Source organism: Anaerofustis sp., from assembly GCF_019420015.1.
GTDB lineage: Bacteria > Bacillota > Clostridia > Eubacteriales > Anaerofustaceae > Anaerofustis.
The window spans coordinates 28,268-52,568 of the sequence record NZ_JAHZIA010000047.1 but is presented as its reverse complement, the minus strand read 5'-3'; the positions used below and the strand labels follow the sequence as shown (position 1 = coordinate 52,568).

The 24,301-nt window shown below is 30.7% G+C and carries 29 protein-coding genes, 1 tRNA gene and 1 other RNA gene; 21 read left to right on the top strand and 10 right to left on the bottom strand.

The genetic code is table 11. The features are described from left to right. Nucleotide 1: 1 nt before the first annotated feature. From rsgA to rpmB, 3 genes are all read left to right on the top strand, one after another. On the top strand, nt 2-880 hold the full coding sequence (gene rsgA / locus QZ357_RS08455; protein WP_290776170.1) for a ribosome small subunit-dependent GTPase A: 879 nt from the start codon (nt 2-4) through the stop codon (nt 878-880). Next, a complete protein-coding gene (locus tag QZ357_RS08450) occupies nt 880-1,512 on the top strand; it encodes a thiamine diphosphokinase (protein ID WP_290776168.1) in 633 nt (210 codons plus the stop codon). The genes rsgA and QZ357_RS08450 overlap by 1 nt, the downstream gene beginning before the upstream one ends. A 118-nt stretch (nt 1,513-1,630) precedes the next feature. Continuing rightward, complete coding sequence (gene rpmB / locus QZ357_RS08445; RefSeq protein WP_290776166.1) at nt 1,631-1,819, top strand: 50S ribosomal protein L28; 189 nt, start codon at nt 1,631-1,633, stop codon at nt 1,817-1,819. Nucleotides 1,820-1,866: 47 nt separating this feature from the next. Here the strand turns inward: rpmB and QZ357_RS08440 are convergent, their stop codons facing one another. Both QZ357_RS08440 and QZ357_RS08435 read right to left on the bottom strand, forming a co-directional pair. After that, complete coding sequence (locus QZ357_RS08440; RefSeq protein WP_290776165.1) at nt 1,867-2,037, bottom strand: hypothetical protein; 171 nt, start codon at nt 2,035-2,037, stop codon at nt 1,867-1,869. A 116-nt stretch (nt 2,038-2,153) separates the two neighbouring features. Beyond that, on the bottom strand, nt 2,154-3,071 hold the full coding sequence (locus QZ357_RS08435) for a ketopantoate reductase family protein (RefSeq protein WP_290776164.1): 918 nt from the start codon (nt 3,069-3,071) through the stop codon (nt 2,154-2,156). 158 nt (nt 3,072-3,229) lie between these two features. Here QZ357_RS08435 and QZ357_RS08430 point away from each other — a divergent pair, with 158 nt between their 5' ends. Then, a complete protein-coding gene (locus tag QZ357_RS08430) occupies nt 3,230-3,766 on the top strand; it encodes a GDSL-type esterase/lipase family protein (protein ID WP_290776162.1) in 537 nt (178 codons plus the stop codon). Between the two features lie 13 nt (nt 3,767-3,779). On the opposite strand, the gene QZ357_RS08425 is transcribed toward QZ357_RS08430, so the two are convergent. After that, complete coding sequence (locus QZ357_RS08425) at nt 3,780-4,667, bottom strand: YihY/virulence factor BrkB family protein (RefSeq protein WP_290776160.1); 888 nt, start codon at nt 4,665-4,667, stop codon at nt 3,780-3,782. Nucleotides 4,668-4,927: 260 nt separating this feature from the next. Here QZ357_RS08425 and QZ357_RS08420 point away from each other — a divergent pair, with 260 nt between their 5' ends. The 3 genes from QZ357_RS08420 to QZ357_RS08410 all read left to right on the top strand — a co-directional run bounded on the left by QZ357_RS08420 (nt 4,928) and on the right by QZ357_RS08410 (nt 6,445). Further along, on the top strand, nt 4,928-5,251 hold the full coding sequence (locus QZ357_RS08420; protein WP_290776158.1) for a MerR family transcriptional regulator: 324 nt from the start codon (nt 4,928-4,930) through the stop codon (nt 5,249-5,251). A 129-nt stretch (nt 5,252-5,380) separates the two neighbouring features. After that, nucleotides 5,381-5,800 carry a hypothetical protein gene (locus QZ357_RS08415; RefSeq protein WP_290776157.1) on the top strand — a complete coding sequence of 140 codons (420 nt, stop codon included), beginning with the start codon at nt 5,381-5,383 and terminating at the stop codon, nt 5,798-5,800. A gap of 135 nt (nt 5,801-5,935) precedes the next feature. After that, nucleotides 5,936-6,445 carry a helix-turn-helix domain-containing protein gene (locus tag QZ357_RS08410; protein ID WP_290776156.1) on the top strand — a complete coding sequence of 170 codons (510 nt, stop codon included), beginning with the start codon at nt 5,936-5,938 and terminating at the stop codon, nt 6,443-6,445. Nucleotides 6,446-6,721: 276 nt separating this feature from the next. On the opposite strand, the gene QZ357_RS08405 is transcribed toward QZ357_RS08410, so the two are convergent. Next, nucleotides 6,722-6,797 (bottom strand) — tRNA-Thr (locus QZ357_RS08405). A 97-nt stretch (nt 6,798-6,894) separates the two neighbouring features. Between QZ357_RS08405 and QZ357_RS08400 the strand changes: the two genes are divergently transcribed. Beyond that, nucleotides 6,895-7,740 carry a patatin-like phospholipase family protein gene (locus QZ357_RS08400; protein WP_290776154.1) on the top strand — a complete coding sequence of 282 codons (846 nt, stop codon included), beginning with the start codon at nt 6,895-6,897 and terminating at the stop codon, nt 7,738-7,740. Between the two features lie 24 nt (nt 7,741-7,764). Here the strand turns inward: QZ357_RS08400 and QZ357_RS08395 are convergent, their stop codons facing one another. Then, nucleotides 7,765-8,736, bottom strand: coding sequence for a sugar-binding transcriptional regulator (locus QZ357_RS08395; RefSeq protein ID WP_290776152.1), 972 nt, complete (start codon nt 8,734-8,736; stop codon nt 7,765-7,767). A 187-nt stretch (nt 8,737-8,923) separates the two neighbouring features. Between QZ357_RS08395 and QZ357_RS08390 the strand changes: the two genes are divergently transcribed. Next, nucleotides 8,924-10,255, top strand: coding sequence for a RuBisCO large subunit C-terminal-like domain-containing protein (locus QZ357_RS08390; RefSeq protein WP_290776150.1), 1,332 nt, complete (start codon nt 8,924-8,926; stop codon nt 10,253-10,255). Nucleotides 10,256-10,549: 294 nt separating this feature from the next. On the opposite strand, the gene deoC is transcribed toward QZ357_RS08390, so the two are convergent. Then, nucleotides 10,550-11,242 carry a deoxyribose-phosphate aldolase gene (gene deoC / locus QZ357_RS08385; protein WP_290776149.1) on the bottom strand — a complete coding sequence of 231 codons (693 nt, stop codon included), beginning with the start codon at nt 11,240-11,242 and terminating at the stop codon, nt 10,550-10,552. 183 nt (nt 11,243-11,425) lie between these two features. Between deoC and QZ357_RS08380 the strand changes: the two genes are divergently transcribed. Together QZ357_RS08380 and QZ357_RS08375 are read left to right on the top strand one after the other, a co-directional pair. Then, nucleotides 11,426-11,767 carry a hypothetical protein gene (locus QZ357_RS08380; protein ID WP_290776147.1) on the top strand — a complete coding sequence of 114 codons (342 nt, stop codon included), beginning with the start codon at nt 11,426-11,428 and terminating at the stop codon, nt 11,765-11,767. Nucleotides 11,768-11,846: 79 nt separating this feature from the next. Beyond that, nucleotides 11,847-12,257, top strand: coding sequence for a thioesterase family protein (locus QZ357_RS08375; protein WP_290776146.1), 411 nt, complete (start codon nt 11,847-11,849; stop codon nt 12,255-12,257). Nucleotides 12,258-12,310: 53 nt separating this feature from the next. Here QZ357_RS08375 and QZ357_RS08370 read toward each other — a convergent pair whose 3' ends face one another. Beyond that, on the bottom strand, nt 12,311-13,099 hold the full coding sequence (locus QZ357_RS08370; RefSeq protein WP_290776145.1) for an HAD-IIA family hydrolase: 789 nt from the start codon (nt 13,097-13,099) through the stop codon (nt 12,311-12,313). A gap of 180 nt (nt 13,100-13,279) precedes the next feature. On the opposite strand from QZ357_RS08370, the gene QZ357_RS08365 reads away from it, so the two are divergent. Next, nucleotides 13,280-14,158 (top strand): metallophosphoesterase, encoded by an 879-nt coding sequence (locus QZ357_RS08365; RefSeq protein ID WP_290776144.1) that lies wholly within the window; start codon nt 13,280-13,282, stop codon nt 14,156-14,158. A 31-nt stretch (nt 14,159-14,189) separates the two neighbouring features. On the opposite strand, the gene QZ357_RS08360 is transcribed toward QZ357_RS08365, so the two are convergent. Next, a complete protein-coding gene (locus QZ357_RS08360; RefSeq protein WP_290776143.1) occupies nt 14,190-14,543 on the bottom strand; it encodes a helix-turn-helix transcriptional regulator in 354 nt (117 codons plus the stop codon). Nucleotides 14,544-14,800: 257 nt separating this feature from the next. Between QZ357_RS08360 and QZ357_RS08355 the strand changes: the two genes are divergently transcribed. Beyond that, complete coding sequence (locus tag QZ357_RS08355) at nt 14,801-15,019, top strand: hypothetical protein (protein ID WP_290776142.1); 219 nt, start codon at nt 14,801-14,803, stop codon at nt 15,017-15,019. Nucleotides 15,020-15,066: 47 nt separating this feature from the next. Here QZ357_RS08355 and QZ357_RS08350 read toward each other — a convergent pair whose 3' ends face one another. Both QZ357_RS08350 and ssrS read right to left on the bottom strand, forming a co-directional pair. Next, nucleotides 15,067-15,579 carry a ferritin gene (locus QZ357_RS08350; RefSeq protein WP_290776242.1) on the bottom strand — a complete coding sequence of 171 codons (513 nt, stop codon included), beginning with the start codon at nt 15,577-15,579 and terminating at the stop codon, nt 15,067-15,069. Nucleotides 15,580-15,763: 184 nt separating this feature from the next. Then, nucleotides 15,764-15,929: non-coding RNA, 6S RNA (gene ssrS / locus QZ357_RS08345), on the bottom strand. A gap of 219 nt (nt 15,930-16,148) precedes the next feature. Between ssrS and QZ357_RS08340 the strand changes: the two genes are divergently transcribed. The 8 genes from QZ357_RS08340 to nusG all read left to right on the top strand — a co-directional run. After that, nucleotides 16,149-17,366 (top strand): argininosuccinate synthase, encoded by a 1,218-nt coding sequence (locus tag QZ357_RS08340; protein WP_290776141.1) that lies wholly within the window; start codon nt 16,149-16,151, stop codon nt 17,364-17,366. A 266-nt stretch (nt 17,367-17,632) separates the two neighbouring features. Next, nucleotides 17,633-18,223: an SIS domain-containing protein gene (locus QZ357_RS08335; protein ID WP_290776140.1), complete on the top strand. Its 591-nt coding sequence runs from the start codon at nt 17,633-17,635 to the stop codon at nt 18,221-18,223. 284 nt (nt 18,224-18,507) lie between these two features. Continuing rightward, complete coding sequence (gene gatA, locus QZ357_RS08330; protein WP_290776139.1) at nt 18,508-19,968, top strand: Asp-tRNA(Asn)/Glu-tRNA(Gln) amidotransferase subunit GatA; 1,461 nt, start codon at nt 18,508-18,510, stop codon at nt 19,966-19,968. Between the two features lie 10 nt (nt 19,969-19,978). After that, entirely contained in the window at nt 19,979-21,409 is a 1,431-nt protein-coding gene (gatB, locus tag QZ357_RS08325; protein WP_290776138.1) for an Asp-tRNA(Asn)/Glu-tRNA(Gln) amidotransferase subunit GatB, read from the top strand. Between the two features lie 414 nt (nt 21,410-21,823). Next, nucleotides 21,824-22,870 carry an alcohol dehydrogenase catalytic domain-containing protein gene (locus QZ357_RS08320; protein WP_290776137.1) on the top strand — a complete coding sequence of 349 codons (1,047 nt, stop codon included), beginning with the start codon at nt 21,824-21,826 and terminating at the stop codon, nt 22,868-22,870. A gap of 489 nt (nt 22,871-23,359) precedes the next feature. Continuing rightward, a complete protein-coding gene (rpmG, locus tag QZ357_RS08315; RefSeq protein WP_007049596.1) occupies nt 23,360-23,509 on the top strand; it encodes a 50S ribosomal protein L33 in 150 nt (49 codons plus the stop codon). Nucleotides 23,510-23,520: 11 nt separating this feature from the next. Beyond that, the gene (gene secE / locus QZ357_RS08310; protein ID WP_290776136.1) at nt 23,521-23,757 is read left to right on the top strand and encodes a preprotein translocase subunit SecE; all 237 of its coding nucleotides are present in this window, start codon (nt 23,521-23,523) and stop codon (nt 23,755-23,757) included. Nucleotides 23,758-23,764: 7 nt separating this feature from the next. Further along, nucleotides 23,765-24,301: transcription termination/antitermination protein NusG (gene nusG / locus QZ357_RS08305; RefSeq protein ID WP_290776135.1), on the top strand; the 537-nt coding region annotated here is incomplete at its 3' end.

Below are 24,301 nucleotides of genomic sequence, written 5' to 3'. Positions count from 1 at the left end.
CATGTTAAGAGGTAAAATATTAAAAGGAGTAGGCAGTTTTTATACTGTCTATTCTTATGACGATCAAAAGGAATACGTACTAAAAGCCCGAGGAATTTTCAGAAAACAAAAGATAACACCTACAGTAGGAGATAATGTATTGTTCAGTGCCGTAGCGGAAGATGAAGGAAATATAGAAAAAATAGAAAACAGAAAAAATCTGTTGATAAGACCAAGTATTTCCAATGTTGACAATATAATTATTGTTTGTGCCATCAAAGAGCCTGATATAAGTTATTTCCTTTTGGATAAAATGATTATTAATGCGAGCATAAAAAATGTCAATTTAAATGTATGTTTTAATAAAAGTGATCTTGTAGATGAAGAAGAGATGAATCGAATAAAGGGAATATATGAAAATGCGGGGTTAAATGTTATATTTACAAGCAATGTGACAGATGAGGGGATTGGTGAAGTAAGAAGGCTGCTGAAAAATAACTCAAGTGTTTTTATGGGGGTATCCGGTGCCGGGAAATCTTCTCTTATCAATTCTTTGTTTGAAGATTTTAACCTTCAAACATCTCATGTTAGCAGAAAGATAAAAAGGGGAAGACATACTACCAGACACTGTGAACTTTTTATGGAAGATGAGAATACTTTTATTGCCGATACTCCCGGATTTTCATCTTTGGAAGTGTTTGATGTGAAAAAAGAAGATTTACATCATTATTACAATGACTTCCTACCGTATGCAGAATGTAAATACCTTAACTGTGTTCATATAAACGAACCTAATTGCGGTGTGAAAGACGCTGTAAACAGAGGGAAAATAAATTTAACCAGATATAATACATATAAGCAAATTTACGAAGAATTAAAAATAAAGGAAAATAAATATTAGTGAAATTTTTATTAGTAAGTGGCGGAGAAGTTTTCGATTATAACTTTTTTAAGAAGACAGTAGATACATATAATCCGGACTTTACTATTGCCATTGACAAAGGTGCAAATTACCTTGATCATATAGGAATGGAAGCAAATCTGTTAATTGGCGATTTGGATAGTGTGGACATAAAATTAAAACAAAAATATGAAAATAAAATATTGAAGTTGAAGGTTGAAAAAGACGATACAGATACTGCCGTCGCTTTGGATTATGCATTAAATAACGGAGCAAAAGAGGTGCTTATTCTCCAGGGAGTCGGGTCCAGGTTTGATCACACTTTCGGTAATATTCTTATTCTTAAGAGAGCTCTTGATAGAAATATAAAATGCACCTTGATTAATGAGCAAAACGAGATAAGAATGCATAAAGAAAGTTTTGTTTTAGAAAATATGACAGGAAGTACGGTTTCTTTTTTTGCTTTGGACAATGATGTAAATATAACTTTAAAAGGATTTTATTATCCTTTGAATAATTATATATTAAATAAATACGATCCGATTGCCATAAGCAATAAAGTTATTTTGGAATTGGCAGAAGTTATATTTGATAACGGTAATTTGCTTTCTGTAGTTTCAAAAGACAAATAAAAGCTATAAATTTAAAAAAAATGCAAAAATAAGTTTGCATTTGGTATAAAACTTTGATATAATATTGTGTACTGTGAAGAAGTAAGAAATTATGTTTTAGATATAGGAGGAATGTATTATGCCTAAAGAATGTTATGTATGCGGTAAAAAAATTACAAGCGGTCACCAAGTAAGTCACTCAAACATTCACACAAAGAGAACTTGGAAACCTAATTTGAAGAAAGTTAGAATTGTTGAAAATAATACAACCAAAAACGTACAAGTTTGTACTAGATGTTTACGTTCTGGTAAAGTAGAAAAAGCGTAAATTAAAGATAATATAAATAAAGATAGTTTGTTAACTATCTTTTTTTATTACCTTCCTATGTTATGAAAATTATCTTTGAACATATTGAAAAAGCAATATACGACTCCGGCTATTATAAGAGCGTACCATATCCATTTAGGAAAGACCAAAACAAGTAAAATGAAGATAATACAAGCGAGCAGACAATCTATTATCATTCTATCATTATGGCAATTCATTTTTTTCTTTCCTCCTTATTATTTATACTATATAGTATTAAGGATGAATAAAATTTGTGAATGATATTTTAAAGTGGCATATGGTACGGCAATATTCGGATTTAGTATATTATCATTTATTTATAACTGTTTTCAATTTCTTTTATTTTTTTGTATAAATAGTCATTAAGGGGTGTTTTGATATTGTGTTTTTTCCCCAGTTTTATCATTGTTCCCGAGAACAGCTCCACTTCTGTTTTTCTTTTTGCTTTTGTATCTTGTCTTAAAGATGGCATATTGTTTGGTGAAAGAGTATCCATAAGCATGAGCCAGTTTTTAATGTCGTTATCGGTTAGTGTTACCCCTTCTGCCTTTGCTATTTTTTGAACTTCCTTCATTACATCTATTACCATTTTGCGTGCTTTTCCTTCTTTTTGAATTCCTCCGTAATTTGTTTCGAATACTGCACATACTTGGTTTACGGCATCGTTTAACATTAACTTATTCCACATTTTATATTTAATATCCCGGGGGATTTCATAATTAAGTCCTGATTTTTCTAATAGATTTTTTACTTTTATTACATCTTCGTTTATTTTGTTGTCTTCACTTGAAAAGCATATTGTACCGACATTGTCAAAATAAATTTTATTATCTTCTTTTACTGCGTCCATTCCATGAACTTCACAGTAAAGCAGATGTTTTTTTGAATAATGCTTTTTTATTATTTCTTCACTTTCTATTCCGTTCATTACGGAAAGAAAGATAGTATTGTCATCCACTATATTTTTTACTGTTCTTATTGCTTGATCCATACCTGTGAATTTTACTGCAAATATTATTAAGTCTGCCTTTTTTGATGTTATTTTTTCACAAACAAAATTAAAAATATAATGTTTATCATTTATGTAATAATCTGTATTATTATATTTTAATGTTCTTTGTTCGTCTGCTATAAAATAAACATTGTCTTTTCCAAGTGCATTTATAAAAAAAGGTGCGTACATCATTCCGAGTGCGCCTGCTCCTACAATAAATACATTTTTTATATCCATTTTTATTTTACCTCCGTATTTATTTTAACATAAATATGATTTAAATTTTTTATAAACTTGATTTGTCCTTTTGTATTACATTATTAACACATGTTTTAATGATAAAATTGTGGTAAAATTTGTATATGATATTTTATTATTTAAAGACGGAGTGAAACATGAAAGTAATATGTATAGGAGACAGTCTTACTAACGGAGCAATCGGATATACTTACAGAGGCTTTTTAGATGAAAAATATATAACGGTGAACAAAGGTATTGACGGAGATACGGCCGAGGGAGTATTGTTTAGGCTTAAAAGATGCTTGGAAAATGAGGAATATGATGATATAAGTACATATATTTTATTTGTCGGTATAAATGATTGTTTGTTTTTGAATGAAAATGAATTTTTATTTGATAATGTATATGAAAGGATTCTAAAACTGCTTAAAGAAAAAGATAAAAGAGTTGTGGTAATAGGTCTTCCTTATGTGGAGTTCATTTATAACACCAATGAATTAGTTGTTCACAGAAACAAAGTTATAGAGGAACTTAGTGTAAAGTATGATTTTTATTATATAGATATTTATTCAAAGCAAGAAATGCTTAAGTCAGCAGGGGCTGATATTACTATTGATGGTGTACATTTTAGTGAGCTATCGGCAAAATCCCTTGCTGATGAGGTTAATAAGGTTTTGGCTGAACTTGGATAGAAGTATGTTTATTTTAAAACAATAGTTTTATATAATCTTTTAAAGTTGCTTTTTTTCTTGGTTTTGTAAACCAGAGTTTTATCTTTTTTCTGATATTGTAGTTTTGAAAAATAACATTTATTTCTCCTCCGAGAAAAATGATATACATACAAAAATAAAGCCAAAGCATAAATAGAATAACGGCGCTTAAAGAACCGTAAATCAGTGAATTTGCTCCCACCTTTGTTATATAAAGAGAATATAAGAATGAGAATATAATCCATCCCGCTGCAGAAAAGATTGCGCCGGGAAGTTCTTTTAATATTTTAAATTTTCTTTTAGGCAGAAAGCAGAACATAATCAAAAATATGATACACAAAAGAAGGAATCCGCCTATATAGCTGTAATTGATATGAAAAGAGCCTATAAAGAACAGTTTGCTTTCCAAGAATTTAACTATATTGATTCCGAATATTAAAAGTATAATAATTGTTAAAAAAATCAAACCGAAACATATTGTATATATTAAAGATATACCTCTTATATAAATGTAGTTTCTGCTGTCTTCGGTTCTGTATATGGTATTAAGACCTTTGGATATGGCATATATGCCTTTTGAAGCGGACCAAAGAAGGGTTATGAATGTTATGGCAAGAACAGTGCCTGAATAATTTATATATAAACCTTTAAGTAAGTTATTAATGAATCCCGACAAGGCATGAGGGAAGATATGCATCGATATGCTTATCAATTCCTCTTGTGTAAGAGGAAGATACTGGACAAGCAGTACGATAATCATTATTAGAGGAATAAATGAAAACATCATAAAAAAGGCTGTTTGGGCAGCGAAAGTATAAATATAATCTTTGCTTAATTTATCAAAAAACCCTTTTATGTCCTTTAAAAATTGATAAAAATTCATATATTACCTCTCCTTCTATATTTTACACCAAAATGCAAGATTAATAAACATTAATTTTTTTGTGATAATGTATTATATAAATATTGTCCGTTAATTTAAAAATATTTAAAAGAATATTTTTAATTAATAATATAATCGTTATAATAAACAAATTAAAAAACAGTAATTTGTCACTTAATTAAGTATTATAAAAAATAAATAAAAAAGTTATTGACTATGCCATTACGGGGTGGATTACAATAATATAAGAGGTGATTATAATGTTTATAAATGAAGTTGCGAAACTATGTGGTTTAACTAAAAAAGCAGTTGAATATTATACTGAACAAGGGCTGGTAACTCCACATGTTCTTGAAAACAGATATAGGGATTTTTCAAATCAGGATATAGAAATTTTAAAGAAAATTGCTTTATATAGAAGATTGGAATTGAGTATATTTGAAATTAAAAGTATTCTTGCAAGACCGGATGAATTAAAGTCTATTCTATATAAAAGGACTCTTGAATTGGAGAAAGAAAAGGTAAAGCAAGATATTTTACAAAGGCTATGTAGCGGAGAAAGTTTAGAAAATTTAGAGCAGTAAATAAATAATATAAATTCCAAATCGATTATTATTAAAAAATTGGAGGAGTTATTTCCAAGTTATTATGGGAAACTTATATGTTTAAATTATTCCAGGTATCTTACAGGGAGGATTGAAACGGCCGAACAAATGGAGGCTTTTAAAGAGATAATTGACTTTTTTGACGATGTTCCAGATATTGAAATACCAAAAGATTTACAAGAATATTTAGATGAGTACTTAGAAAGGTATGCAAGCGAAGAATGGCAAGAAAAAATAAGTGATATTATTCGAGCAAAGGATGAGAATATAAAGGATATAGATAATTTTGTAAGAACAAACAAAGAAGTATTAGACCAATATAATAAGTATAAGAAAACAGATGAATTTAAAACCTCACCTGCCAATAGGTTAATGGAAATAATGAAAAATGTTTGTGCTATCAATGGTTATTATGAAAAGTTTATACCCGCAATGAGAAAATTAAGTCCACTTTATAATGAGTATTATGAACATATGATAAAAGCAAATGATAAATTTATTAAAAACTATCCCGAATATATAAAATAGCATATGTTACATAAACTCCAATATATCAGTAAGAAATGTTTATTTACAATGATAAACTTTAAATGTTAATAAGCATTGCTTGCCGCAACGGGTTGTCGTTTATATAATATTTGCAAAGAAGGGAGTTATTTTAAAATGTTAAAAGAAAATCTTAAATCAGCAAGAAAATCAAAAGGACTTTCGCAAGAAGAGCTTGCTATAAAGTTAAATGTGGTTAGACAGACAGTTTCTAAATGGGAAACGGGTTTATCGGTTCCTGATGCACAAATGTTAATTTCGATATCAGAAATTCTTGAAATACCTGTAAGCACATTGTTGGGAGAAAGTATTGCTGAATCTAAAGTTGATGATTTAAAAGTGATTTGTGAAAAACTTGAGATAATAAATTTACAATTATCACAAAGAAGTAACAAGAGAAGAAAAGTGATGCATTGGACATTAATTTCATTATGCATAATTGTAATGGGTATTTTTATATCTTTGATTTTATTAGACAGTCCATATTTAAGTTGGAATTATAATAGCCCCGAAAATGCTGTTTTAGGCGTTGCTTTCCATTCATTTGAATGGTTATTTGTTAGGGTATCACCGGTTATAATTATTGGATTATTTATTGGTATTATCTTGACCAGAAAGAAAAGTTAAAATTGTTTTGATTTATTGATGAGATAATTAGCATTATACCGAAAGGGTAGGTGTTTTTTATGTAAGAAATAGAAAGCGTCAATAGGAATCACAATAATATTATGTTTATAAATTGGATTTTTTATTTATATTTGCTTTTAATATATATATGTTTTTGTATTTGGATTGAATATCTTAATAATTTTAAATTTTATAGAAAAAAATTTTCGAAAAGAGAATTTTAGTTATAAAAAATAAACCTTACAAACTGTTGTCTGTAAGGTTTTTCTCTTAAGATGGAGCTATTAGTCGGACTCGAACCGACGACTTACTCATTACGAATGAGTTACTCTACCAGCTGAGTTATAATAGCTCGTGGTTATATTTTAATTAATTTTTGGTTAAGTGTCAAGATGATTTGTTTACTATTATTTAAATTTTGTTATAATATAAAAAAGAGGTGTTTGAGTATGTTTAATTTTATAAAAAAGAAAAAAAAGGGTATATGTTTCAGCGGTGGCGGAATAAAAGGTTTTGCTCATATAGGTGTCATCAAAGCTCTTGAAGAAAATGGAATAAAGTTCGATATGGTAAGCGGCAACAGTGCCGGAAGTATCGTCGGAGCTCTTTATGCTTTGGGGGTTAGTGCGGATGAAATGCTTGATTACTCCCTCAGCATGGAAGTAAGGGATATAATCAACTATAAAAGTGTAAGAAATAAACTTAGTTTTGAGTCGCCAAAAGAATTTTTAAATTCTTTTAAGGGGTTAAGTTTTTCCCCTTCGATAGATTCAAAAAATATTGAAGATTTTTTTATCGGTATAGGCGGGGATAAATTATTCAACGAAACTTTGATTCCTTTCTATGTTGTAAGTGTAGACTTGAAGAGCGGTGGATTGGTTGTGATGGATAAAGGTCGCCTTGCAACGGCTGTCAGAGCCAGCAGTGCCATTCCCGGAGTTTTTACTCCTGTTGTGAGTGATAAGTATACTCTGGTTGATGGGTTGGTGTTAAATAATATGCCTGCAGACATACTTAAAGATAAAGGTTGTGATAAAGTTTTGAGTGTGAATTTAAAAGCATATTCCAAAATCGGAACTGACAGTACCAAGTATTTTGATATGATATTTGCAACCATGGATATTATGGCAGCAAGAAGTCTCATAAAAGGTATTGAATCTTCTGATTTGATATTGAATCCTTATCTTGAAGATACGAAGGTTAAATTGGATGAAAATTATATAAAACAGGTTTATGATTTTGGATATAAAGAAGCTGTTTCTCATATGAACGAAATAGTAAAGATGTTTAAATAAAAAAAGACTGCGGTATGCAGTCTTTTACATTTGCATTAAACTTTTTGCCAAATTATAATCTATGATCAGTACATCGGCAAGTCCTCCGTCAATTGCTGCCTTTACACTGTATTTTTTATATTCACCGCTTACCATGATTATTTTTGTGGGTATTTTCTTTAAGTCTTCATATGAAATTCCGATGGTTCTGTTTTTTAAGGATGTATTGCATTCATTGCCTTGTTTATCTATAAGCCTTAGTCCTACATCGGCATATACATTTTCCTTTTCCAATTCTTTTAGTTCTTCTTTTGAAAAATAATTTTTACTGTATAAATAAGAAACCCGTTCAGGATAAAAAGAGCCTATTCCCGAAACTGATATGTTTACATGTTTGAACTTATCGAATACTTCATTGTTGTCTATTCTGTTTATCATCATTTTTGCTTCATATTCACTGTTTGCATGCCCCGGTGCTTTTATGGTATAGTTTTTCCCGCCAAAAGACATTGCCATTCTTTCTGTCAGAGTATCTACATTAAAATCTTTATGTATTTTTCCTATACTGCCATGTAGTGTTACAAATTGCGTTTCTGTTTTTTTACATGGATTAAAAGAATTTATCATATGATATATTGTTCTTCCGAAGGTGATACCCAAAATATCGTTATCTTTTATGATTCTTTGTATGTATTGAGCGCCTTCAAAGGCGACAAGTTTTTTTATATCTTCTTTATCGGGTTCAAATTTCTTTTCCATCCACCTTGCTATGATTACATCTTTTAGGTTAAATTTTTCTTTTAAAATGTCTTCCAAATCGGCAACTTCAAGTACTCTTTCATCCACAACGAAGGATATCATCTTTTCTTTTTTTGCATTGTTTAAAAGCCTTGATACGGTAGAAACCGAAATGTTGAGTTTTTTTGCTATTTTACTTTGAGAAAGGCCTTTTTCATAATACAAAAAGGTAGTTCTCATCATTAAAGAGTTGGATTGTCTGTAAATTTTTGGATCCATATTTGCTCCTTTAACTGTTGTATATAATAATTATAGAAATTAACGACAAATAATTCAAGAAAAGCTTAATAAATTTTAATATTGTTAGTGCAAAAACTTTCACTCTAACGCAAAAATTTTCTGTATTGTGAATATATATTATAGGGAATATACTATAGACATAGAAAGATTTAGGAGGAACAAAATTATGTCAAAAGTAAAAATGACTTATGATCCGACCATGTTCGAATTATCAGATAACATAGACAGAGATAGTTTCATTATCGCTACATATGCTTATCAAGGAAAAACAACTACAAATGCACTAAAACAATCATTCGCTTTGGCGGTTGAACAATCTACCGGTACTTGGTTGCCTGTACCTGAAGAGACCCCTGAAGTAAGAAGAGAGCACGTGGCGAGAGTTTGCGGAATATATGAAGTTCCGAATCATTCGTGGTGTGTGCCTGATGATGTAAAAGAAAGAGCTTGGATTATTCAAATAGGATTTCCTGTTGCGAACTTTTCTGTACAATTTGCGATGTTGCTTACAGCTACGGTTGGTAATATTTCGGGAGGCGGCAAATTAAAACTTGTAGATATATCATTCCCTAAATGTTGGCTTGAAGCTTTCGACGGTCCTAAATATGGGGTAGAAGGTGTAAGAGAACTTCTCGGCGTAAAAGAAAGACCTTTGGTTAATAATATGATTAAACCTTGCTGTGGACTTACTCCGGAAACGACAGCCAAAATAGCTTATGAAGTTGCTCTTGGCGGCGTTGATTTAATTAAGGATGACGAACTTATAGCAAATGCAGGTTACTCAAAGATAGAAGACAGAGTAAGTGCCGTAATGGATGCTTTAAAAAGAGCGGATGATGAAAAAGGTGAAAAAACAATTTATACATTCAATATAACAGATACACCTGATCAAGCTAAGAGAAATGCTGAAAAAGCAATTAAAGCGGGGGCTAACGGATTAATGCTTAACTGTTGGACTTTAGGACTTGATGCTTGTAGAGATATTATTAAAGAATTTGATGTTCCATTCTTATTCCATCCTGATCTAACAGGTTCGTTATATGTATCTCATGATTATGGTTTGTCAGCCGAATTGATTCAGGCTAAACTTCCGAGACTTGCTGGTTTTGATATGGGTATAGTACTAAGTCCATACGGAAAATTCCCTATGATCGAAGATAAATTCCAACAAATTTGTATGACTCACTTGGCTCCTCTACATAACATAAAACGTTCATTCCCAATGCCTGGAGGAGGAACTACACAAGGTCATATTGAAGAAGTTATGACGAAGTTCGGTACAGATGTTGTCATTGCTGCCGGAGGAGCCGTTATAGGACATCCTGACGGATCAGTTGCCGGAGGTAAAGCATTCAGACAAGGAATTGATATTGTAATGAATGGCGGACATTTGAATGATGAAGAAACCGTAAAACAATATCCTGAACTTAAAGCTGCTCTTGATGCATTTGGTGTATATGAAGAAGAAAAACACGGTATTTTTGATTTAAAAGCTTAATTTTTAAATAACACGATAAAAAGCACTCTTACATTGAGTGCTTTTTATTATTTATAAATATTATAATATGGATAAACTTTATTTTTATCAGTTAAGAATTATAAAAGCCGCCGATTATATTGGCGGCTTTTCGTATAATTAAATATGATAATTTAATCCTTGGGTAACGGTATAATTCCGGATTGATAAAATGTTTTTTTATTTAAACAGTCGCTCATAATTAATTATACAATACCATAACTTCTTTTGCCACTTATAATGGCTGTATAATAAAATAGAAATAATGAATCTATTTTATTCTCCGAATCTTTCTTTTGCTTCTTCGAGGATGGTTCCGGCAGTTCTTACACCAAGTCCGAATCTGTTGCATCCCACTTCAAGCATTGCCACAAGGGTATCTAAATCTTTTACGCCACCGGCAGCTTTTATTAAAGCATCATCTCCTATAGTTTCTTTTATAATTCTTACTGTATCTACTGTAGTAGGTTTTGGTCCCCAACCTGTACCTGTTTTTACATATGTAACACCTGCTTTAACGCAAAGTTCACTTGCTTTTCTTATTTCATCATCGCTTAGATAGCAAATTTCTATAATAGCTTTTACTGGTACTCCGTCTGCAGCGTCAACAACGGCTTTTATATCGTCTACGAAATAATCATATTTACCTGATTTTAGAGCACTTACATTACTTACCATGTCAAGTTCTTGACATCCCATTTTAATATTTTCTTTGGCTTCGATGATTTTGTTGGCAGTTGTTGCAGCTCCGCTTGGGAAACTTACAACCCCTGTTGTTACTATATCAGGGTAGTCTTTTAATCTGTCGATTGTGTATTTTGTAACCCATGGCATAGGTGAAGCACAGATACAATTGTACTTAATTACTGTATCAATCATTTCTTCTACTTCATCCATGACGATATCCGTTCTAACCGTGCTTACATCAATCATTCTGTTGATATTTTTCAAATCCAATTCTTTTTTCATTCTTAACCTCCGATGTTAAACATCATTATCTTTTATGTTTTTATAATAACAGGTAATTACCTTTTTGTAAAGTATTTTTTGAAAATTTTATGTTTATAATATATTAAGAGGGTTATGTTTTTTATAAGTGTATGAAATATGTCGAATTTTGTGTTATAATATCATTTATATGAGGAGGATGTAATGATTAGCTTGATACTTGGAATATGTTTTTCTTTTGAATCTTTTGCAATATTTGTATCAATTTTCTTTGCTGTTAAAAATATATTATTAAATGAAACCAGTCCTATATTATTATTTGTGCTTATATTCTATGCTTTGGTATGTTTTTTTATAGGTCAATTGTTTTTTTATCTTTCAAGAAAAAAGTTTGATGTTGAAAGTATAATGGATATTCCGCTTTTGGATGTGACTTTAAAGGAAGAACAAAAATATGAACAGATCATAGAGGGTAGGGATATAGCTGAAATTAAAGACGGGAAAATAACCTTTGTGGAAAATGACAATAATGATACTGTTGATTAATGCACTGTTTTATACAGTGTTTTTTTATTTTTTATGTTGTGTTATTATATGTTTATACAAATAAAAAAGAGGTTTGTTTATGAAGGATTATGAATATAAAGCAAGATACTATGAAACGGATAAAATGGGGATTATACACCATTCAAATTATATAAGATGGTATGAGGATGCCAGAATATACTTTATGGAAAAATTGGGTATAAGTTACAAAAAAATGGAAGAAAAGGGGATTGTTTCTCCTGTATTAAGCGTCAGCAGCGAGTATAAAAATATGGTTTGTTTTGATGATGTTGTTTCGATTTCTGTAAAGATAAAAAAGTATAACGGAATTAGGCTGGAACTTGATTATGTTATAAAAAATAAAAGTACGGATGAGATTGTCAATACAGGAAGCAGCAATCATTGTTTTCTTTTTAATAACAAGATTATTAATTTAAAAAAGAATGCGCCGGAATTTCATGAAATGTTGTTGAAGGGGATAGATATATAGAATTAAATTTTATATTAAAAAAAGAGTGGCAACACTCTTTTTACGGTAAAATTTTATTTTATATAAGGTATCATATCGTATGCTTTGTTGAATATTAAATCCGGTTTGGTATCAAATTTAGGAATGTCTTCTTCCTTGGTTTCTCCGCTTAGAACTAAAATACCTTTTGCTCCGTTGTTTACTCCGGTAGCAACGTCTGTATAAATTCTGTCTCCTATGAATGCAATTTTTTTCTTATCTATTCCGGTATGTTCCACAATCATATCGACGGTTTCTTTAAACGGTTTACCTATATATTTAGGTTTTACACCGGTAGATTTTGTAATTAATTCACACATTGCTCCGCAGTCCGGCATAAATCCGTTTATTGTCGGGCAATTTATATCCAGATGTGTTGCAAGAAATATTGCGCCGTTTCTTATATAATGGCATGCTTTATCCAATTTTTCGTATGTAAGGGATGTATCAAAGGTCATAACCACTATGTCCGGATTTTCTTTTGTTAAATTTATTCCTGAATTTTTAAAGCTTTGTGTTACCTTATCCGTTGCGACAAGATAGACTTTTTGATTTTTATGATTTGTGTTTAAATATTTTATTGTGACATCTCCAGAAGTCATAACTTCATTATCTTTTACATCAAAGCCCATATCATTCAATCTTTTTACATAAGTTTCACCTGTTCTGGAAGAATTATTGGTGAAGAAAAGAATATTTTTTTTATGTTTTTTTAAATGTTCTATAAATTCAAGAGATCCGTCTATTAATGTTGAGCTTAGGTATATCGTTCCGTCCATATCGAGAACGAACAATTCGATATTTTTTAAATCCTCTTTTTTCATGTTTTTCCTTTCCGTTATAATATATTTTAAAAATTACGTGATAGTATTTTATTATCTTTATCAAATCGTTTTATATTATATCATATAAATTTAATTATTAAAAATACTATTTTCCCCTTTGTAATAAAATATATTGTGTTATAATAACTGATACACTGTATAATTTTAAGGAGGTTTTGATTGCGAAAATTTAAAATTTGTTTTTTGATATTTTTATTGTTGACTTTTGTATATCTTTATTTTGAAAATACCTCTTTATTTATAGTTGATAAAAAAGAAATTGTGTCAAGTAAAATAGACAGTAGCTTTGACGGTTATAAAATTCTTCAATTATCCGATCTTCATTCCAGAAGTTTTGGTAATAACAATGATAAATTGTTAAAAAAAATTGATAAGATAGATCCTGATATAATTGTCTGTACGGGGGATATGATGAACTCGATGGATGATGAGGGGAATGTTTTTATAGATTTAGCGAAAAAGTTATCTTCAAATTATCCTATATATTATATTGACGGCAATCACGAACAACTCGTAAATTATAATAATGTAAGTGTATACGATAAGTATATGTCAAGGCTTAAAGAGTTAGGCGTTACGGTAGTAAAAAACAAGAAAGTTAATATAAAAAAGGGAAGCTCTTATATAAATTTATATGGACTTAATGTGGATTTGGTTTATTATTCCACAAAAACGGCGTTAAAAGAGTCCAATATCAAATACACTCAAAAGAACTTTTCAAAAACCATAAATAAGGAAACTTTTGAAGCTGATAAATTCAATATACTTCTTACACATAATCCTTTATATTTTGATGTTTATGAAAAAAGCGGTGTGGATTTGATTTTGTCCGGACATGTTCATGGAGGTATTGTTCGAATTCCTTTTAAAGGAGGAGTGTTATCTCCCGATCAAGAATGGTTTCCAAAGTATTATCACGGGTTGTATAAAATAAATGATACAAGTATGATAGTAAGCGCCGGGCTTGGAAATGATACTGTGAATTTCAGAGCTTTTAATCCTTTTGAAATTAATTTGATAACATTAAGAAGTGAATAAAAAAAGATACGGATATTTATCCGTATCTTTTTTATTTGAAACTGTTTTGCATATCTTTTAATTGATATTTAGTAAATTTTAGGTTTTCTATTAAGAATCTTTGTTCTTCGAAATTACATCCTCTGAAAATATCTTCGTATTCTTCTATTAATTTTATTTTTGCTGTTTTCATGACGTTATTTTGCAAAATTTCATCCACACTGGTGTTTAAAGCATCTGCTATGTCAATTATGGTTTGCAAAGATGCTTTCGTTGTTCCCTGTTCGATTTTGCTTATGTGAGTTACTGATTTATTTATTATGCTTGAAAGTTCTTTTTGTGTGATGTGTTTATCTTTTCTTTTTTTCTTGATTATTTTTCCCATATGTTTGTAGTTGATTTTCATTATATGCATTCCTTATTTATATAACTATATATACTTATAGATATTTATAGTTTAATTAATTATTTTTAGCTATTTACAGATATTTGAGTATATTATACATTTAATTATAAGAAAATACAATATATTTCATTAAGTGAGTAAAAATACAAATATATACTGATTTTTATAAAAATAGTATATATAGTTCTATAATTCGACAAATTGTTACATGGGATTGTTATATAATGTCGATAAATAACAGGAAAGAAGGTAAACTGATGAAAAAAATCAAATTATTTTTTATGTATCATATTATTAATGTTATGGAGAAGATAGGTGATAATATGTATTTAAATATAAGGACAAAAGTGGCAGAGAATGGTAACAACAGTATCGGGGAAGATACAATAAATATGTATAAAAGATATTTCAAATTCAGGGTTATTCAATTGAGAGTAAAGAAAACTTATTTTAATTTGTCTATGAAATTAAATTAATTTTGAAAATGCAATAAAAAAAACACCTTAATAGGTGTTTTTTATTTTTATTCAGCAGTTGAAGGAGCAGTATATGCTCTTGCCAAAAATTCTTGGTCTAGAGAATAAAGTCCTTTAGGATCTGAACCGAATAGTTCAAATTTTCTTATGTTATCTTCTGCATTTTTTTCTTCTTCCATTTGTTCGTTAACAAACCAATCTAAGAATTGCATTGTTCTGTAATCTTTAACTTCATGAGCTGCATCGTAGATGTTATTTATTAATCCTGTTACGATTTTTTCATGGTGAAGAGTTTTTACTAATGGATCCATTGGTTTTTCATAAGTATATTCAGGTTTTTCAATTAATTCACTTGTAATTTTATGTCCGTTGTCTTTTAAGTATTCTCTCATCATCATTGCATGGTCTCTTTCTTCTTGGGCTTGAATATAAAACCAGTTTTCAAATCCGTCAAGACCATAGTCCGCATAGAAGTTTGCCATATCCAAATAGATATAAGCAGAATATAATTCTTTGTTTATTTGATCATTTAATAATTTAGCAACTTTTTCATTTAACATTTTTCGCATCTCCTTTGTTAATTTATACTTTAAATTATATTCATTCTAATTTAAAAGTCAATAGTAATATTAAAAATTTTGTTTTTTCTTTTAAATATTATAACATAACAAATTTATATACAAGCTGTTTATTTTAATATTTTTAAGTATTTTAATCGAAATAATAATTTTTGTCGTATAAATAAAACAACCTTAAAATTGCCAAGATTTTGATCCTATCAAAAAGATAGGTGGGTTACCTGCTTACAGCTTTTGCCGTCCACTTAACAGAGGCTTGACAGCCGCCTAAAGACCCGATATCCCTGTATAAAAGTGTAGGTTCAAAATAATAGCAAAATTTTAAGGTCATATATATTATATGATTAAACGAAAAAAATATCAATAAAAAATAATAATACAAAGAGTTAAAATTTGGTAATTTTATAAATATAAACGTAGAAAAAAGCTAAAAAATGTATATAATAAAATAAATTAATAAAAAAACACTTTTATTGTTGACTAATTATGCATTTTTATGTATAATTAGTCAGTATTTTAAATCAGTTAATTGTTTTGGAGGTATATATATAATGAAAGATAAAATTGTATTGGCATATTCCGGGGGACTTGATACATCAACTATAGTTCCTTGGCTTAAGAATAATTATGATTGTGAAGTTCACGCTGTTTGTGTTGATGTCGGTCAGGTTGATGAAAAAGAAAAACCCGATTTGGAGAAACGAGCTATTGAATATGGGGCGGATAGTATAGATATTATTGATGCTACCGAAGAATTAGTCAATGATTATATTTTCCCTATGCTTAAATCAGGTGGGGTTTATGAAAATAAATATTTACTCGGTACTTCTATTGCAAGACCTTTGATTTCAAAAATCTTGGTTGATAAAGCCAGAGAACTTGGTGCAAACTGTATCTGTCACGGGGCTACCGGCAAAGGTAATGATCAAGTTCGTTTTGAACTTACAATAATGGCTTTGGCTCCTGATATCAAGATAATTGCACCGTGGAGATTATGGAATATCAAATCAAGACAAGATGCTTTGGATTATTGTATTCAACATGATATTAAACTTAATATGTCAGCAGAAGAAAGTTATTCGAGAGATATGAACATCTGGCATTTATCTCATGAAGGATTGGAACTTGAAGATCCTGCCAATATGCCGGATTACAGAAATTTGCTTCAAAAAACCACTTATGTTGAAGATGCACCTGCAGAAGCTGAAGAAATCACATTAGAGTTTGAAAAAGGTATTCCCGTAAAATTAAACGGCGAAAAAATGGATGGTGTATCATTATTAACCAAGTTGAATAAGATTGCAGGCAAACACGGTATTGGAGTTGTGGATATGGTAGAAAACAGGGTTGTCGGTATGAAATCTAGAGGTATATACGAAACTCCCGGAGGAACTGTTCTTTATTATGCGCATAATGAACTTGAGCAGCTTTGTTTGGATAGAGAAACACAAGCTTATAAAAGAACTGTTGCTGTAAAATATGCCGATCTTGTATATTCAGGTATGTGGTTCTCTCCTCTAAGAGAAGCGTTGGATGCCTTTGTTGATAAAACACAGGAAACGGTTAGCGGTAAAGTATCTTTAAGATTATATAAAGGCAACACTATAACAAAAGGAATTGAGAGTCCTTATTCTGTGTATAATGAAGAAATTGCTTCTTTTGATACAGGTGAATTATATGATCATAATGATGCAGCAGGATTTATTAAACTTTACGGACTTCCTTTGAAAATCAGAGCATTTATGAAACAAAAAAATGAAGATAAATAATTAAAATAGAATTGTATTTTTTATCTTTCACTTTTAAAAGCCCTCTTCTTTAGTAAAAAGAAGAGGGCTTCTTAATTATTTATAACGTATTATATATGAATATAATTGTTATATGGTATAATTTATATATATTAAAAAAAGGAGGTATTAGGTGGAAGGTATATAAATGTATTTGCAAACTATTTAGGTTTAAGGTTAAGGTTTTGTGTTTGTTTTAGTAAAGTATATTTTTACTGTGCGGTAAATAAGGTTAAGGAGAAAATGATATGAATAATAAAGAAGTATTAAGGGATGCGCTGAAAAGAGAGATGGATGCGGTTAAGAATCTTGAAAAAGTATTGGATTTTGATGTATTGGATGAGGCTGTGAATAAAATTGCCGAATGTAAAGGCAATGTTATATTTGCAGGATGCGGTTCTTCCAGTACAACTGCGTTTAGGGCTGCAAATATTTATAATTTTATATATGTACCTTCAATTGCGATAAATGTTATGAATGCTCTTCACGGTGAATATGGGATGATAAGAAAAGGTGATATATTCATTCCGATATCAAAAAGCGGAGATACAGAAGAACTGGTAAGCTCAATTCCAATAGCAAAGGAACTTGGTGCTTTTGTTATCGGGCTTACAGAAAACGATAATTCTTATATTGCGAAAAACTCTGATTTGTGTATTTTGTTTAATTCTCTAAAGGAGCTTGATGATAAAGATATGGTTGCCACATCGTCAACTACCTGTTCTAGCGTTATTTTGGATATGATTTGTGCGGGAATTATGCGAAAAAAGAATATTACCGATAAGGATTTCAAACTTATACATCCAAACGGAGCTGTTGGACACATGCTTAATGATTGATTGTGTATAAAATTATATCCACAAAACGAACATCATCTTAAACCAAATTGTTTAAGGTGGTGTTTTATAATATTTTCATTTAATTGTTTTTCTTGAATAAGTATGGAATGGATTTTGATATATTTAATGTAGTGACCTTACTATTCAAAATATTTATATGTATTTATTAATGTACTTCTTATTTAAGAATTAACATTGCAAAAAATACGAAAAAAATGTATAATAAAACAATTAACGGAATTGATTTTTATAAAATAAATAATAGAAAATACGGAGGACAAAATATGGCTTTATATGAAAAAACGATATATGAGTTGAGAGATATGCTCGATAAAAAAGAAGTCAGCACGAATGAAATATTAGACAGTTATATTGAAAGAATAGAAGCTACTGACGGTAAAGTCAATGCCTTTTTAACAAAGACTTTTGATTTTGCGAGGGCGCAGGCGAAGGAGAGTGAAGAAAGAATATTAAAGGGAAACGCTTTAGGTTTCTTGGATGGTATTCCTTATGCACTTAAAGACAATATATGTACCAAAGATATAAGAACGACATGTTCATCTAAGTTTCTTGAAAATTTTGTACCTCCTTACAGTGCCACTGTTTATAAAAAACTTCAAAATAACGGTGCCGTACTATTGGGCAAGGTAGATATGGATGAGTTTGCGATGGGGTCTTCAAATGAAAACTCTGCATATGGCACTGTAAAAAATCCATGGGATACATCGAGAGTTCCCGGTGGTTCTTCCGGTGCCAGTGCCGCGAGCGTAAGTGCTTTACAGGCTGCGTTTTCTCTTGGATCGGATACAGGTGGTTCCATAAGAACACCGGCTGCATTTTGCGGTGTGACAGGGCTTAAACCTACCTACGGTAGGGTATCAAGATATGGGCTTGTCGCATTTGCTTCATCGTTGGATCAAATAGGTCCTATGGGTAAAGATATTAAAGATGTTGCGAATGTGCTTAATGTTATTTCCGGATATGATGAGAATGACTCTACCAGTATGAAAGTTGATGTACCTGACTATACTTCTTTCTTGACAGAAGATATAAAAGGAATGAAGATAGGTGTTGATTATTCTCTTTTGGATGAAAATAAAATAGATAAAGATGTAGTTGAAAATATTAATAAAGCAATAGAAAACTTTAAGGAACTTGGTGGAGAAATAATAGATATTTCTTTTGATTGTTTTGATTATGCCATACCTGTATATTATTTGATATCTTCATCGGAAGCTTCGTCAAATCTTTCAAGATTTGACGGTATAAGATACGGAGTTCGTGAAGAAGGCGAAAGTATGGAAGATATAATTATAAATTCAAGAACGAAAGGCTTCGGTGAAGAAGTTAAGAAAAGAATACTTTTGGGAACTTACGCTTTATCTGCGGGATATTATGATATGTATTACAATAAGGCTTTAAAGGTCAGAAGACTTATAAAGGAAACATATGATAATATATTCAAAAAGTGTGATATAATTCTTACGCCTACCACAACAAGCGAGGCTTTCAAAATAGGCGAAAAAAGCGAAGATCAGACAAAGATGTATTTGGATGATATCTTTACTGTAACTGCAAATTTGGCAGGTATACCTGCTGCCAGTATCCCTTGCGGATTTTCTAAGAACGGAATGCCTATAGGTCTGCAGATTTCGGCAGATGCTTTTGGTGAAGGGAAAATAATAAAGGCTGCTTATAACTATCAAAACGTTACGGATTATCATAAGCAGTATCCAAATTTATAGGAGGTAAGAAATGAAAAATTATACAATGGTAATAGGGCTTGAAATTCACTGTGAGCTTGGTACAAAAAGTAAGATTTTTTGTTCTTGCCCAACCGAATTCGGAGCCGAAGAAAATGCTCATGTTTGTGAGAGATGTATGGGAATGCCGGGAACGCTTCCTGTTCTTAATAAAAAAGTTGTTGAATATGCTGTTAAAGCAGGGCTGTCGTTGAACTGTAATATTCAAAATTATTCAAAATTAGACAGAAAAAACTATTTTTATCCCGATCTTCCCAAAGCTTATCAAATATCTCAATACGATGAGCCCATATGTCTTGGGGGATATCTTGATATAACAAAAGAAGACGGTGAGAAGAAAAGAATAAATATAACAAGAATTCATATTGAAGAAGATGCAGGTAAGCTTATACATGAAGATTATCAGACACTTCTTGATAATAACAGGTGTGGTGTGCCTTTGATAGAGATTGTTACGGAACCTGAAATAAGAAGTGCGGAAGAAGCTCTTCTTTTTGCGGAAACTGTTAGAAACAATCTTTTGACTGTTGGTGTTTCTGATTGTAAAATGCAGGAAGGTTCTCTTCGTTTTGATGTTAACTTATCTGTTATGCCTGAGGGATCTAGTGAGTTTGGAACAAGAACGGAGATGAAAAATCTTAATTCTTTCAGATCTTTAAAAAGAGCAATAGAGTATGAATACAAAAGACAGGTAAGAGCTGTTGAAAAAGGTGAAGAAATAGTTCAAGAAACTAGAAAATGGGATGATGAAAAGGGTAAGTCTTTTTCTATGAGAAGTAAAGAAGATGCTCATGACTATCGTTATTTCCCTGACCCGGATTTAGTGCCGATTATTTTAACGGATGAAGAGATTGCAGAATATAAAGCTCAAATGCCGGAACTTCCTCAAGCTAAGAAAGAAAGATTTATGGAAGAATATTCTCTAAGTGAATACGACGCTAACTTTTTGGCAGGATCAAGTGAAATAAGTGATTTCTTTGAAGAAGCGATAAAAGATACTAAAAATATCAAATCCGTTGCAAATTTCCTAATGGGTGATATATCTGCTTATTTAAACAGTAACGAACTTGAATTTGCGGATATTAAATTTACACCTGCAAACCTTGCAAAACTTATAAATCTTGTGGATAAAGGAGATATAAATTTATCTACGGCAAAGAAAGTATTAAATGAAATGTTTGCAAGTGGGGATGATGCAGAAAAGATAGTTGAAGAAAAAGGCTTGAAACAAATGAATGATACCGGGGAAATAAAATCAATTGTGGAAAAAATATTAAACGATAATCCACAGGTTGTTGAAGATTTAAAAGGCGGTAAGAAGAAAGCTGGAGGTTTTGTAGTTGGACAGGTTATGAGACAGACAAAAGGAAAAGCAAATCCAGCAATAGTAAATCAACTTATCAATGAAATTCTTGGATTGTAAAATAAAAAGACTGTGTATGCACAGTCTTTTTTTATTGATATAAGTGTAAAAATATCTTTGTATATTTGTTCAATAAAGTATATTGTAAAAAATATCTGCGGGATTGGTTAAATAAACGTTGAGTTTTTTTGTTATATATAGATTTTTAATTAAGTTTTCTTTGTGGCTTTATACGTTTTTTTTATTTTATTAGGTTATTAAAAGTATTTAACTGAGATATAAAAGATAATTATTAATGTTTTGTGTATTTATTGTGGTGTTTGATGTGTAAACCTCTTGAAATTCGCTAATAATCTCTGATTTTGTGTGTTATTTGAAATAATACTTGCAAAATAAATAATTATGTTTATAATAATATTATAGCAATACATAATTATGTTATTGTTTTAGGTTTTAATAAAAGGAGAATATAAAATGGAAGCAATTGTATTTAGAGGTCCCGAGGATTTCGGGCTTGAGAATGTAGAAACACCAAAGTGTCCAAAGGGAGGAGTTTTAATAAAAGTTGAAGCCGTAGGTCTTTGCGGTTCTGATGTTAGAACTTTTAGTTCTGGACATTTTGCAGTTACTCCGCCTTATATATTGGGACATGAAGCTGCAGGGGTTATTTGCGAAAGTGATAATGAAAATTATCCTGTAGGAGAAAAGATCGTTATTAATCCGCTTGTCGGACTTTGCGGAGAATGTTATTACTGTACACATAATTTGAAGAACCACTGTGAAAATAAGATTACACTCGGAACTAACTTGCCTGGAGGATATGCTCAGTACACTGCACTTCCTGAAGATTGCTGTACAGATGATACTATAGTAAAAGTTCCGGATGATTTTAATCTTGATTTGATTCCACTTGCCGAAACGACATCGAGCGTTTATTCTGTTCAAGAATTCGCAAGAGTAAAAGAAGGGGACGATGTGGTTATTATGGGTGCAGGTCCTTTGGGGAATTTACATAGTGCTATTGCCAAAGCAAGAGGAGCAAGAAAAGTTATAATTTCAGAACCTAGCGAATCTAGGCTTGAAATGGCTCATAGATTTGAATCTACCGATGTATTTAACAATCCTAAAGAAGAGCCTCTTGAAAAATGTGTAGAAAGAGAAACCAACGGCTACGGAGCTGATGTTGTAATAGTTGCTTGTCCTGTAGGTGCTGCTCAAGAACAGGCTACGCATCTTGTTAAACCAAGAGGTACTGTAGTTCTTTTCGGCGGACTTCCAAAGGATAATTGTCATGTTTCATTTGATTCTAATTTGATTCACTATAAAGAATTGAACGTTGTAGGTGGATTTGCTTATGCGCCTGATGTTTTTGCAAAAGCTGTAGAATTGATAGTTAGCAAAAAAATAGATGCTACGAAATTTGTTACTCATATTATGCCGTTAAAAGACATAAAAGAAGGAATTAAGGCGATAAAAACCGGAGAAGCGATAAAAGTCGTTTTAAAACCGTTTAATGATTAAAGTGCTGATTTAACATTATTCTTTAATATTATTTGATTTATAATTTTGTTTTGGATATATAATGTACAGAAAAATCAGTCTTTTATATATTAAAAATTATTGATTAAAATAAAACAGGGTGAGTAAAAAACTCTTCTCATTCTGTTTTTTTATAATGCATCGGAAAGTATACAAAAAAAGAGATTGATTTTACTGGTAGGATTTTTGTATTAGTTGATTTATTTTATCTTATGTGAACTTTGAAACTTTGTATTTTTTAGGGGTGCATATATCTTTAAAAAAAACAAAAAAATCCTTTAATTCTCTTGATTTTTTTACTTAATATGATATACTTATTGGTGCTAAAGGCAAAAAGCCTTTTTTTAATGTTGCAAATTTATTTTTTGATGATGATGTGGACTCCATCTGAAAAAGATATTTTGCAGAGGTTTTATATTAAGTCCTGTCGATATAAAGCTTCACCAAGTAATACAGCGGAGGTTGTAAATAATGAGAGTAAAAGTAACACTTGCATGCGAAGAGTGTAAACAAAGAAACTATAATACAATGAAAAACAAAGATAATCCAAAAGAGAGATTAGAGCTTAAAAAGTATTGTAGATTTTGCAAGAAACATACTAATCATAAGGAAACAAAATAAGGAGTATGGTTATGGCAAAAGGTAAAAATACTAAAGCCGCAAAAAAAACCGAATTCTTTTTAATCAGATGGATTAAAGGTATAATTGAATTTTTCAGAGGGGTAAATGTAGAACTTAAAAAAGTTAGTTGGCCGACTAAAGATGAGTTAATTCAGTATACTATTGTCGTTATTGTAATTTGCGGTATATTGACATTATTTATTTGGGGCTTTGATACCGTTTTAGGATTATTAAAAGGTCTTTTTTAAGTAGGTAATGGTTATGAGTGAAAATGTAAAACAAATTGAAAGTGACAGCACTAAAGCACTTTGGTATGTAGCTCATACATATTCAGGATACGAAAACAAAGTCAAAGAAAATATAGAAGCTGCGGTTATTCGTAGGAATATGTCGGATGTTATAGAAGAAGTAGTAGTGCCTATGCACAAAGTAGAAGAAACCAAAAACGGCGAAAGAAAAGTTGTTGAGAAGAAGGTTTTCCCAGGATATGTTTTAGTTAAAATGTATATGACTGATGATGCTTGGTATATCGTAAGAAATACCAGAGGGGTAACAGGATTTGTTGGACCTGCATCAAAACCGGTTCCTTTAACTGAGGAAGAACTTAGAAATCTCGGAATAATAGAAAAAGAAGCTATTACAACCGATCTTAAGGTTGGAGATGAAATCGAAGTTTTATCCGGACCTTTCGAGAATTATACGGGTGTAATCGAAGAGATAAATATTGATAAAGCTAAATTAAAAGTAAATATATCTATGTTCGGCAGAGAAACCCCTGTTGAACTGGATTTC

Excerpts from the sequence above, each read along its gene's own strand:
- rpmG (WP_007049596.1), top strand. The coding sequence starts at position 23,360 with ATGAGAGTAAAAGTAACACTTGCATGCGAAGAGTGTAAACAAAGAAAC.
- QZ357_RS08400 (WP_290776154.1), top strand. The coding sequence starts at position 6,895 with ATGTTTAATTTTATAAAAAAGAAAAAAAAGGGTATATGTTTCAGCGGT.
- QZ357_RS08320 (WP_290776137.1), top strand. The coding sequence starts at position 21,824 with ATGGAAGCAATTGTATTTAGAGGTCCCGAGGATTTCGGGCTTGAGAAT.
- QZ357_RS08420 (WP_290776158.1), top strand. The coding sequence starts at position 4,928 with ATGTTTATAAATGAAGTTGCGAAACTATGTGGTTTAACTAAAAAAGCA.
- QZ357_RS08380 (WP_290776147.1), top strand. The coding sequence starts at position 11,426 with ATGATTAGCTTGATACTTGGAATATGTTTTTCTTTTGAATCTTTTGCA.
- QZ357_RS08390 (WP_290776150.1), top strand. The coding sequence starts at position 8,924 with ATGTCAAAAGTAAAAATGACTTATGATCCGACCATGTTCGAATTATCA.
- QZ357_RS08435 (WP_290776164.1), bottom strand. The coding sequence starts at position 3,071 with ATGGATATAAAAAATGTATTTATTGTAGGAGCAGGCGCACTCGGAATG.
- QZ357_RS08350 (WP_290776242.1), bottom strand. The coding sequence starts at position 15,579 with ATGTTAAATGAAAAAGTTGCTAAATTATTAAATGATCAAATAAACAAA.
- QZ357_RS08430 (WP_290776162.1), top strand. The coding sequence starts at position 3,230 with ATGAAAGTAATATGTATAGGAGACAGTCTTACTAACGGAGCAATCGGA.
- deoC (WP_290776149.1), bottom strand. The coding sequence starts at position 11,242 with ATGAAAAAAGAATTGGATTTGAAAAATATCAACAGAATGATTGATGTA.
- QZ357_RS08335 (WP_290776140.1), top strand. The coding sequence starts at position 17,633 with ATGAATAATAAAGAAGTATTAAGGGATGCGCTGAAAAGAGAGATGGAT.
- gatB (WP_290776138.1), top strand. The coding sequence starts at position 19,979 with ATGAAAAATTATACAATGGTAATAGGGCTTGAAATTCACTGTGAGCTT.
- rpmB (WP_290776166.1), top strand. The coding sequence starts at position 1,631 with ATGCCTAAAGAATGTTATGTATGCGGTAAAAAAATTACAAGCGGTCAC.
- QZ357_RS08410 (WP_290776156.1), top strand. The coding sequence starts at position 5,936 with ATGTTAAAAGAAAATCTTAAATCAGCAAGAAAATCAAAAGGACTTTCG.
- QZ357_RS08340 (WP_290776141.1), top strand. The coding sequence starts at position 16,149 with ATGAAAGATAAAATTGTATTGGCATATTCCGGGGGACTTGATACATCA.
- secE (WP_290776136.1), top strand. The coding sequence starts at position 23,521 with ATGGCAAAAGGTAAAAATACTAAAGCCGCAAAAAAAACCGAATTCTTT.
- QZ357_RS08415 (WP_290776157.1), top strand. The coding sequence starts at position 5,381 with ATGGAGGCTTTTAAAGAGATAATTGACTTTTTTGACGATGTTCCAGAT.
- QZ357_RS08440 (WP_290776165.1), bottom strand. The coding sequence starts at position 2,037 with ATGAATTGCCATAATGATAGAATGATAATAGATTGTCTGCTCGCTTGT.
- QZ357_RS08355 (WP_290776142.1), top strand. The coding sequence starts at position 14,801 with ATGAAAAAAATCAAATTATTTTTTATGTATCATATTATTAATGTTATG.
- QZ357_RS08395 (WP_290776152.1), bottom strand. The coding sequence starts at position 8,736 with ATGGATCCAAAAATTTACAGACAATCCAACTCTTTAATGATGAGAACT.
- QZ357_RS08370 (WP_290776145.1), bottom strand. The coding sequence starts at position 13,099 with ATGAAAAAAGAGGATTTAAAAAATATCGAATTGTTCGTTCTCGATATG.
- QZ357_RS08425 (WP_290776160.1), bottom strand. The coding sequence starts at position 4,667 with ATGAATTTTTATCAATTTTTAAAGGACATAAAAGGGTTTTTTGATAAA.
- rsgA (WP_290776170.1), top strand. The coding sequence starts at position 2 with ATGTTAAGAGGTAAAATATTAAAAGGAGTAGGCAGTTTTTATACTGTC.
- QZ357_RS08375 (WP_290776146.1), top strand. The coding sequence starts at position 11,847 with ATGAAGGATTATGAATATAAAGCAAGATACTATGAAACGGATAAAATG.
- QZ357_RS08360 (WP_290776143.1), bottom strand. The coding sequence starts at position 14,543 with ATGAAAATCAACTACAAACATATGGGAAAAATAATCAAGAAAAAAAGA.
- gatA (WP_290776139.1), top strand. The coding sequence starts at position 18,508 with ATGGCTTTATATGAAAAAACGATATATGAGTTGAGAGATATGCTCGAT.